Raw genomic sequence first — 10,345 nt, 5'->3', positions numbered from 1 at the left:
CGGAGAGTCTTACTTTTATCCGGCACCTCGCCTGCGCCGCTCCCGGGCTCGCGCCTAGGCTGAACACGTGGCGCAGAGCATCTTCATCACCTCGGCAGAAGGTCACTCCGGAAAGTCCACCATCGCCCTGGGCGTACTCGACGCGCTGAGTCATGCCACACCGCGCGTTGGTGTGTTCCGAGCCATCGCTCGGTCGACTGTCGAACCCGACTACGTGCTCGAGATGCTTCTCGCCCACGACGGTGTCGACCTTCCCTACGACGACTGCATCGGGGTGACATACGACGAGGTGCGCGCGGACCCCGACGCCGCCCTCGGCAAGATCGTGGAGCGCTACAAGGCAGTCGAGGCGCAGTGTGACGCTGTCGTGATCGTGGGGAGCGACTACACGGATGTCGGGTCTCCCGCAGAGCTCGGCTACAACGCCCGGATCGCGGCGAACCTCGGTGCGCCGGTCCTGCTCGTCATGAGTGGTCGGACCGGCGAAGCGGAAAAGCTCGGGTCGTCGCCCGCGCGCACTCCTGAGGAGATCGGGCAGATCACCGCCCTCGCGTTGGCGGAGCTCGCGCATGGCCGGGCAGGGCTGCTCGCGGTGGTCGTCAACCGTGCCGAACCGGATCGCATCGACGATGTCGTCGGGGCGGTGCGCGAGCTCGTCGATCACGCGCGCGAGCCCGAGCACGTGGCATCCGACGGTGTCGTGCCGGTGTGGGCGATCCCCGAGGACACGTTCCTCGTGGCCCCCACGATGCGCGAAGTCATGGCGGCGATCGATGGAACCCTGATCAAGGGCGACGCGGAACTTCTCTCACGCGAGGTCCTCGGTGTCGTGATCGCGGGGATGTCGATGGTCAATGTGCTTCCGCGGCTGAGCGAAAGCTCCATCGTCATGATCCCAGCCGACCGCACCGAAGTACTGCTGGCGACGCTGCTTGCTCACTCCTCGGGCACGTTCCCCTCGATCTCCGGCATCCTGCTCAACGGACCCTTCCCCCTGCCGGAGCAGATCGACAGGCTGATGGATGGCGTCGCCTCGAACCTCCCGGTCATCGCAACCGACGAGGGCACGTTCGAGACGGCCGTCAAGGTCATCAATACGCGCGGGCGCTTCGCCGCGGCATCCCAGCGGCGCTATGACACGGCGCTGGCGATGTTCGAGCAGCACGTCGACACCGCAGTTCTGAGCAGATCGCTGGGTCTTGCCCGCTCGACAGTGGTAACCCCGCTCATGTTCGAGTACCAGCTGGTGGAGCGGTCCCGCTCGGATCGGCGCCGGATCGTTCTGCCCGAGGGAGGCGACGATCGTGTCATCCGTGCCGCGGCCACAGTTCTTGCGCGCGGCATCGCGGACCTCGTGATCCTTGGCGATGAGGGTGAGATCCGGACGCGGGCTGCGGAGCTCGGCGTCGACCTGTCTGCGGCGCAAATCATCAGCCCCTTCGACCCCGCCTACGTCGAGCAGTTCGCGCAGGAGTACGCGCGCTTGCGGGCCCACAAGGGGATCTCGCTCGATCAGGCAGCCGACACCGTCACCGACGTGTCCTACTTCGGGACGCTGATGGTCCACCTCGGCCTGGCCGATGGCATGGTCTCGGGGGCCGCGCACACGACGGCCCACACGATCCGTCCGGCGTTCGAGATCATCAAGACCAAGCCGGGTGTGTCTGTCGTCTCGAGCGTTTTCCTGATGGCTCTGGCCGACCGGGTGCTTGTCTACGGCGACTGCGCCGTGATTCCCGACCCCACAGCCGAGCAACTCGCTGACATCGCAATCTCGTCTGCAGCGACAGCCTCCCAATTCGGGATCGACCCCCGCGTCGCGATGCTGTCGTACTCGACAGGGGAGTCGGGGTCGGGGGCGGATGTCGAGAAGGTGCGCGCAGCAACCGCCTTCGTTCGCGACCGGGCACCAGAGCTGCTCGTCGAGGGTCCCATCCAGTACGACGCAGCGGCCGACGCGGCAGTTGCCGCAGCGAAGATGCCCGGATCCCAGGTCGCCGGTCGAGCCACGGTGTTCGTCTTCCCCGACCTCAACACGGGGAACAACACCTATAAGGCAGTTCAGCGCTCAGCAGGTGCCGTCGCGATCGGACCCGTGCTGCAGGGCCTGAACAAGCCCATCAACGATCTGTCGCGCGGCGCCCTCGTCGACGACATCGTCAACACCATCGCGATCACCGCGATTCAGGCTCAAGCGGATGCCGACACCCCGGTTCCGGCATCCACCGAGAAGGAAGGGACCACCGCATGAGTGTCGTCCTCGTCGTCAACAGCGGTTCGTCGTCATTCAAGTACCAGCTGATCGACATGGACAACGAAGCGGTGCTCGCCTCGGGCCTCGTGGAGCGGATCGGCCAAGACAACGGTCACTCGCGCCACACCGTTACCGCGGCAGACTTTGCCGCTGACGAGCCAGCACCGACCTTCGTGAGCGCGACCTCCGAGCGCGATCTGCCGATTCCCGACCACACCGCAGGCTTCCAGGTGATGCTCGATGCCTTCGCCGCGCACGGGCCCTCACTGCAGGCCAATCCCCCCGTCGCTGTGGGGCACCGCGTCGTTCACGGTGGTGCGCGCTTCTTCGAGCCGACGCTGGTTACTCCGCTCGTGCTCATCAACATCGAGGACCTCTCGGTCCTCGCGCCCCTTCACAACCCGGGGGCGGTCCAGGGCATCCGTGCCGCGCAGGAAGCGTTCGACGCGATTCCCCACGTTGCCGTCTTCGATACCGCATTCCACCAAACGCTTGCCCCCGCCGCCTACACGTATGCGATCGACCGGGAACTGGCCGAGCAGCATCGCCTGCGCCGGTACGGGTTCCACGGCACCTCGCACAAGTTCGTGAGCGAAGCTGCGGCGGCGTTCCTCGATCGACCGATCGGTGAGCTCAAGCAGATCGTGTTCCATCTGGGCAACGGAGCTTCGGTCACCGCTATCGACGGTGGTCGGTCGGTGGACACCTCCATGGGGCTCACGCCGTTGGAAGGCCTTGTCATGGGCACTCGTTCGGGCGATGTCGACCCGGCCATCGTCTTCCAGCTTGCGCGTCGCGCAGGTTTGTCGATCGACGACCTCGACGACCTGCTCAACAAGCGTTCGGGGCTGCTCGGGCTCGCCGGCGCCTCCGATATGCGCGACATCGAACAGCGTTACGAGGACGGTGATGAGGCGGCGACACTCGCCTTCGATGTCTACATCCATCGCCTCCGCACCTACGCCGGTGCGTATCTCGCGCAGCTCGGCGGCGTGGATGTCATCTCTTTCACCGCCGGCGTCGGTGAAAACTCGCCCATCATCCGTGCGGCAGCCCTCGAAACCCTCGGCTTTGCGGGAGTGGAGATCGAACCCGAACGAAACGAGCGGCGGGAGCGCGGCATCCGTCGTATCTCGACCGATGCGTCTGAGGTGAGCGTCCTGGTCGTACCGACCAATGAAGAACTCGAGATCGCTCGGCAAACTCTGGGCGTCGCGCAGGGCTGAGCGCGCGCAAACCAGCATTACGGCAGGGTCGAACTACTACGCTGGCACCACGGCGTCAGCCGTACCCGACCTATTGCCATGGCTCGTGCCCATGCTTTCGACATCGCCACCCGCCGGGAGGATTCCTGTGGCCGACGCTCTTCCCGATCTCACCGCCTACGATGCGGTGCTCTTCGATCTGGACGGGGTACTGACACCGACCGCCGAGGTGCACATGCACGCGTGGCAGTCGATGTTCCAGGAGCTCTTCGCGGCGTGGAACATCACGCCCGAGTACACCGAGCGTGACTACTTCGAGCACCTCGACGGCAAGAAGCGCTACGACGGTGTTGCGAGCTTGTTGTGGAGCCGCGATGTCGAGGTGCCCTGGGGTGACCCGAGCGATGCGCCCGAGCTCGACACCGTCTGCGGCATCGGCAACCGCAAGAACGCCGTCTTTGAGAGCGTGCTGCGAAGCGAGGGCATCGCGCCGTACCCGGGCTCGCTTGCGCTGCTGGATGTGCTGCGGGACGCCGGCACCAGGATCGCCGTGGTCTCAAGCTCCAAGAACGCCCGCGAAGTGCTCACCGCCGCGGGGATCATCGATCGCTTCGAGGTGATCATGGACGGTGTCATCGCCGAGCGTGACGGCCTGGCCTCCAAGCCCGCTCCCGACGTGTTCGTCGAGGCTGCCGCGATGCTCGGGGTGGACCCGGCATCCAGCGCGGCTGTCGAAGACGCCCTGTCAGGGGTGCGCTCCGCGGCCGCTGGCGGATTCGCGCTCGTGGTCGGCGTCGACCGTGGCGTCGGAGCCGAGGTGCTGCGCGACGCTGGCGCACACGTGGTGGTCTCCGACCTGGCCGAGTTTCTCGACGGCAACGGTGCCGGCATCCCGACTGCTGCTCTCGCACCCGAACCGGAGGAGTCCGCGTGATCGATCGTGATCGCTATCCCATCGACCCATGGCGGCTCATCGAGACGAGCTATTCGCATGACGAGGTCGGGGTATCCGAGACGCTGTTCGCCGTCGGCAACGGCTACCTGGGCTTGCGCGGCAACAGTCCGGAGGGTCGCTTCGCACACGAGCACGGCACCTTCATCAACGGCTTCCACGAAGTGTTCCCGATCCGGCACGCCGAGCAGGCGTACGGGTTCGCCGAGGTCGGCCAGACGATCATCAACGCCCCCGATGCCAAGATCATGCGGGTCTATGTCGATGACGAGCCGCTGTCGCTCGACATCGCGGATGTGCGCGCGTCCGAGCGCGTTCTCGACATGCGTGACGGCGTCATGCGTCGCCGGATTCTCTGGGTCACGCCCTCGGGCAAAGAGGTTCTGATCGAAGACGAACGGCTGGTGTCGTTCGAGGAGAAGCACCTCGCGATCCTGCGCCAGACCGTCACGGTCCTCAACGCCGATGCTCCGGTCACGATCAGCTGTCAGATCATCAACCGGCAAGACGGCGAGGATGTCTACGGCGGCACTCCCGTCGCGCCCAAGAAGGCGGGCTTCGATCCTCGCCGGGCCGAGCGAATCCACCAGCGCGTGCTCCAACCACAGGAGTACTGGCAGGACGGCGCGCGATCGGCCCTCGCTTACAAGGCCACCGAATCGGAGATGACGATCGCGGTCGTCGCCGACCACATCATCACCACCGACAACGAGTACGACCCGCGGCGCCTGATCGAACCTGACATCGCCAAGAACGTCTTCCGGGTACGGGCGAGGGCCGGCGTGCCGGTCACCGTCACCAAGCTCGTGAGCTACCACACCTCGCGCGGTGTCCCCGCCCGGGAACTTGTCGATCGGTGTCGGAGGACCCTCGATCGCGCCGAGGCCGAGGGCGTCGACGCCTTCTTCAGGGGCCAGCGCGAATGGCTGGATGCGTTCTGGGAACGCTCGGACGTACGGATCGGTGGCCACGACGACCTGCAGCAGGCGACACGCTGGTGCCTCTTCCAGCTCGCCCAGGCTGCAGCACGGGCCGACGGGCTCGGCGTGCCCGCGAAGGGTGTCTCGGGGTCGGGATACTCGGGCCACTACTTTTGGGACACCGAGATCTATGTCCTGCCCTTCCTGGCGTACACGACGCCGCAATGGGCGCGCAACGCGTTGCGGATGCGGTACCTGATGCTTCCCGCCGCGCGCAGGCGCGCGCGCCAGCTCAACGAGGCCGGCGTGCTGTTTCCCTGGCGCACGATCAACGGTGAAGAAGCCTCGGCCTACTACGCCGCTGGCACCGCGCAGTACCACATCAACGCCGACGTGAGTTTTGCCCTCGCGAAGTACGTGCGGGCAACCGGTGACACCGAGTTCCTCTACCGCGAGGGCGTCGACATCGCCGTCGAGACAGCTCGGATGTGGGCGAGTCTCGGCTTCTGGCGCGAGACGGAACTCGACTCCGAGCGCTCCTTCCACATCCACGGTGTGACGGGGCCCGACGAGTACACGACAGTCGTCAACGACAACCTCTTCACAAACGTGATGGCCCGCTTCAACCTGCGGTTCGCTGCCCACACGCTGCGTGACATGGCCCTGGACGCTCCGGAGGAATACCGCCTCATGGTGGATCGCCTGGGCCTGGGCGAGCACGAGATCGAGGCGTGGGAAGCTGCGGCCGAGGCGATGAACATTCCGTTCAGCGATGCCTTCGGCATCCACCCGCAAGATGCGGTCTTCCTCGAGAAAGAAGTCTGGGACCTCGAGAACACCTCGCCCGACCAGCGGCCTCTGCTGCTGCACTTCCACCCGCTCGTGATCTACCGGTACCAGGTGCTGAAGCAGGCGGATGTCGTGCTGGCCCTGGACTTGCAGGGCAATCACTTCACCGCTGAAGAGAAGCTCGCCGACTTCGAGTACTACGACCCGCTGACCACGGGGGATTCGACGCTGTCGGCGGTCGTTCAGGCGATCCTCGCGGCGGAGGTCGGCTACCAGGACCTCGCCCTGAAGTACTTCCTCGAGTCGATCTACGTCGATCTCGGCGACCTGCACCACAACGCGGCGGACGGCGTCCACGTCGCGTCGGCGGGCGGCGTCTGGACCGCGCTGGTGAGTGGATTCGGCGGTATGCGCGACCACTTCGGCGAGCTGAGCTTCGACCCCCGGCTTCCTGCCGACTGGCCCGAGCTCTCGTTCACTCTGCACTGGCAGGCCACGCGGCTTCAGGTCACGATCGCCCGAGACCGCATGTGGATCGCTGCGGGGCCGGGGGAGGCCGTGGAGTTCTCGGTGCGGGGCGCACGATACGTCGTCGAGCCCGAGCAGGAGTTGATGATTCCGCTTGCCGACCAGGGCCCGGTGATTCCCGGGCGGCCCTCGATTCGCCAGTTCGCGGATGTCACCCGCGACGACGGGTCGCTGCTGTCGGCATCCGTGCCGGTCGTCACGACCTCGATCCCGATCGTGGGGTCGCCGGAGACGTTCGAGAGCGTGCCGGAGCAGCTGCCGCAGGCCGCTGACCCGATGTCGTGACCACGCCCTAGGCTGGATGAATGACCACTGCCCTGTACCGCCGGTATCGCCCCGAGGCGTTCGGCGAGATGATCGGGCAGAGTCAGGTCACTGAGCCTCTCATGACCGCGCTGCGGGGCGACCGCGTCGGCCACGCCTACCTGTTCTCCGGGCCTCGCGGGTGCGGCAAGACGACCTCTGCGCGCATCCTCGCGCGGTGCCTGAACTGTGCCCAGGGACCGACCGACACACCCTGTGGCACGTGCGACAGTTGCATCGAGCTCGGCCGCGGTGGTGGGGGATCGCTGGATGTCGTCGAGATCGACGCCGCCAGCCACAACGGTGTCGATGATGCTCGTGATCTGCGTGAGCGTGCCGTCTTCGCACCCGCACGCGACCGGTTCAAGATCTTCATCCTCGACGAGGCGCACATGGTGACGCCGCAGGGATTCAATGCCCTGCTCAAGCTTGTCGAAGAGCCTCCCGACCACGTGAAGTTCATCTTCGCGACGACCGAGCCCGAAAAGGTCATCGGCACGATCCGGTCGCGCACGCACCACTACCCGTTCCGGCTCGTTCCGCCGGCGGCGATGCTCGAGTATGTGGGCACACTCTGCGAGAGCGAGGGCGTCGTCGTCGATCCCGGTGTGCTCCCCCTGGTCGTGCGTGCTGGCGGTGGGTCGCCGCGAGACACGCTCTCCCTGCTCGACCAGCTCATCGCGGGCTCGGAAGGCGCAGTCACCTACGAGCGCGCGGTTGCTCTCCTCGGCTACACGCACGCCGAGCTTCTCGACGAGATCATCGACGCGCTCGCGGCATCCGACGCTGCTGGGGTCTTTGCGGCTGTGGATCGTGTCGTGCAGACCGGTCAAGACCCACGCCGGTTCGTCGACGACCTTCTGGAGCGCTTGCGCGACCTGATCGTGGTCGCCGCAACAGGGGATGGCGCAGCAGCGGTACTGCGCGGTGCCTCATCCGAGGATCTGCAGCGGATGGCGGCGCAGGCCGACCGTTTCGGTGCTCAACGACTCTCGCGCACGGCGGATGTCGTCGTCGCCGCGCTTGACGAGATGACCGGTGCCACCTCGCCTCGGCTGCAGCTCGAGCTCATGTGCGCGCGCGTTCTGGCGCTGGCAACCGCAGGATCGGTTGCTCCAGCGCCGGCCGCTGCCGCGGCGCCCTCGGCAGCAGCCCCCGCTCCGGCCACGCCCGCTCCGGCACCGGCTGCTGCAGCGCCCGCTCCCGCTCCGCCGGCTGCGGTGCCTACTCCGGCCCCTGAAGCGAGCGCTCCGGAAGCCAGCGCCCCCGCCGCGCCGCCCGCGCCACCGACCGAGCCGGTGACGCTCGACGTTGTGCGGGAGCGGTGGGAAGCCGTGCTCGGCGCGCTGGAGGGCATCAGTCGATCGTCGTGGTTGCTGGTGTCGGTCGCGAGTGTTGCCGACTTCTCCGGCGACGTGCTCACCCTCACGTTCGCCAACGCCTCCGACGTTGCCAAGTTCAAGCATCTTCTTGCCGGCGCAGGACCCAGCGAGGATCTTCGGACTGCGATCAAGCAGGTACTTGGCATCCGGGTGAAGTACCTCGCCAAGCATGACCCCGCAGCCGGTTCCACGGATTCGGCCGGCCCGTCAGATGAGGGACCCTCCGGTGGGTCGGGCCCTGCCGGGCCGACGCCTGCGCCCAAACCTCGCGGGGGAGCGACAGCGGCGGCCGCGGCTCCCGCCGTGACGGACTGGGCGGTTGCTCCGATCCCTTCCTCCGCCGAGGCACCGACCGCCGTCCTTGCCCCGTCTCTCGCCGTCGACGACGAGCCTGAGGATGCGCCGGCCAGTGTCGCTACGTACGTTCCCGCTCCCCGCGAGGGCGACGTGATGGCAGCCGACGAACCACTCCCCGGCGACGATGAAGACAGCGACGCAGTCGATCTGGATGTCGCTCTCGACCAGGCGCCGGTGATCGCACAGCGGATCGCGCGCGCGCCCGACGGGGCACAGCGCTACGGAGAGGCTGTCGTTCGCCAGTTGCTGGATGCGCGCTTCATCCGTGAAGAGCCGCACGCGTCACCGACGAGGTTCGGCTGAACATGTACGACGGCATCGTCCAAGACCTGATCGACGAGTTCGGTCGGCTTCCCGGTATCGGTCCGAAGTCGGCCCAGCGGATCGCTTTCCACATCCTGCAGACTCCGTCATTTGACGTGTCGCGCCTGTCGCAACTGCTCGCCGAGGTGCGCGAGAAGGTTCGATTCTGTGAGATCTGCGGCAACGTGTCCGAGCAGGATCGCTGCAGCATCTGCCGCGACCCCCGCCGCAACCAGACACTGATCTGCGTCGTCGAGGACGCGAAGGATGTCGCGGCCATTGAGCGCACGCGCGAGTTCCGGGGTCTCTACCACGTGCTCGGCGGCGCGATCAGCCCGATCGCGGGTGTCGGCCCCGATGATCTGCGCATTGCGCAGCTCATGCAGCGCCTGGCTGACGGGACAGTGCAGGAAGTCATCCTTGCCACGAACCCCAACCTCGAGGGTGAGGCCACCGCGACCTATCTGTCGCGCCTGCTGACCTCCCTGCAGATCACGGTGACCAGGCTTGCCTCGGGACTGCCGGTGGGTGGCGACCTCGAATACGCCGACGAGGTCACCCTCGGGCGTGCCTTCGAGGGCCGCCGCTCGGTGTGAGCCGTCGCGGTCCCGCCGCCGCATGACTCGGCGGGCATGCTGCCGTCCGTAGAATGGGACGCTGGGTTCGGCATCCGAGCCTGTCATCCCGGGAGTTGCATGTGGCGCTGATCGTCCAGAAGTACGGCGGGTCGTCGGTCGCCGACGCCGAGAGCATCAAGCGCGTCGCCAAACGGATCGTCGATACACGTCGTGCCGGTCACGACGTGGTCGTCGCGGTGAGCGCGATGGGAGACACGACCGACGAGCTTCTCGACCTCGCGGGTCAGGTTGCACCGATTCCTGCGCCCCGGGAACTCGACATGTTGCTCTCCAGCGGTGAGCGGATCTCGATGGCGTTGCTGGCAATGGCGATCTCATCGATGGGTTTCGAGGCGCGCTCGTTCACCGGCAGCCAGGCGGGGATGATCACGGATGCCACGCACGGCGCCGCCCGCATTGTCGATGTCACCCCCATTCGACTCCGCGAGGCTCTTGATGAGGGCGCAATCGTGATTGTCGCCGGCTTCCAGGGCTTCAACCGGGACACCCGTGACATCACGACCCTCGGCCGCGGTGGCTCCGACACGACGGCTGTGGCGCTCGCCGCGGCCCTCGAAGCCGACGTGTGCGAGATCTACAGCGACGTGGACGGCGTGTTCACCGCCGACCCCCGGATCGTGCCGACCGCGCGCACGCGCGACCGGGTCTCCTACGAGGAGATGCTGGAGATGGCCGCCTGCGGCGCCAAGATCCTGCACCTGCGCTGCGTCGAGT

The 10,345-nt window shown here is 66.7% G+C and carries 7 protein-coding genes; all 7 read left to right on the top strand.

Features of this window, described 5'->3' with window-relative positions; translation table 11 throughout:
* Window positions 1-67 precede the first annotated feature (67 nt).
* Window positions 68-2,251, top strand: coding sequence for a phosphate acetyltransferase (gene pta, locus Q1V87_RS12195; protein ID WP_300593255.1), 2,184 nt, complete (start codon window positions 68-70; stop codon window positions 2,249-2,251).
* Window positions 2,248-3,480 (top strand): acetate kinase, encoded by a 1,233-nt coding sequence (locus tag Q1V87_RS12190; RefSeq protein ID WP_300593252.1) that lies wholly within the window; start codon window positions 2,248-2,250, stop codon window positions 3,478-3,480. The genes pta and Q1V87_RS12190 overlap by 4 nt, the downstream gene beginning before the upstream one ends.
* 91 nt (window positions 3,481-3,571) lie before the next feature.
* Window positions 3,572-4,393 (top strand): HAD-IA family hydrolase, encoded by an 822-nt coding sequence (locus Q1V87_RS12185; RefSeq protein ID WP_300593249.1) that lies wholly within the window; start codon window positions 3,572-3,574, stop codon window positions 4,391-4,393.
* Window positions 4,390-6,933, top strand: a complete 2,544-nt coding sequence (locus Q1V87_RS12180; RefSeq protein ID WP_300593246.1) for a glycosyl hydrolase family 65 protein — start codon at window positions 4,390-4,392, stop codon at window positions 6,931-6,933. Before Q1V87_RS12185 ends, Q1V87_RS12180 begins: the two co-directional genes overlap by 4 nt.
* A gap of 20 nt (window positions 6,934-6,953) precedes the next feature.
* Window positions 6,954-8,993, top strand: a complete 2,040-nt coding sequence (locus Q1V87_RS12175; RefSeq protein WP_300593243.1) for a DNA polymerase III subunit gamma and tau — start codon at window positions 6,954-6,956, stop codon at window positions 8,991-8,993.
* A 2-nt stretch (window positions 8,994-8,995) separates the two neighbouring features.
* Complete coding sequence (gene recR / locus Q1V87_RS12170) at window positions 8,996-9,589, top strand: recombination mediator RecR (RefSeq protein WP_300593240.1); 594 nt, start codon at window positions 8,996-8,998, stop codon at window positions 9,587-9,589.
* Between the two features lie 101 nt (window positions 9,590-9,690).
* Window positions 9,691-10,345: aspartate kinase (locus tag Q1V87_RS12165; protein ID WP_300593237.1), on the top strand; the 655-nt coding region annotated here is incomplete at its 3' end.

The sequence above is a fragment of the Microbacterium sp. genome, from assembly GCF_030149085.1.
Taxonomy (GTDB): Bacteria; Actinomycetota; Actinomycetes; order Actinomycetales; family Microbacteriaceae; genus Microbacterium.
This window is presented reverse-complemented; position numbering and strand designations above follow the sequence as displayed.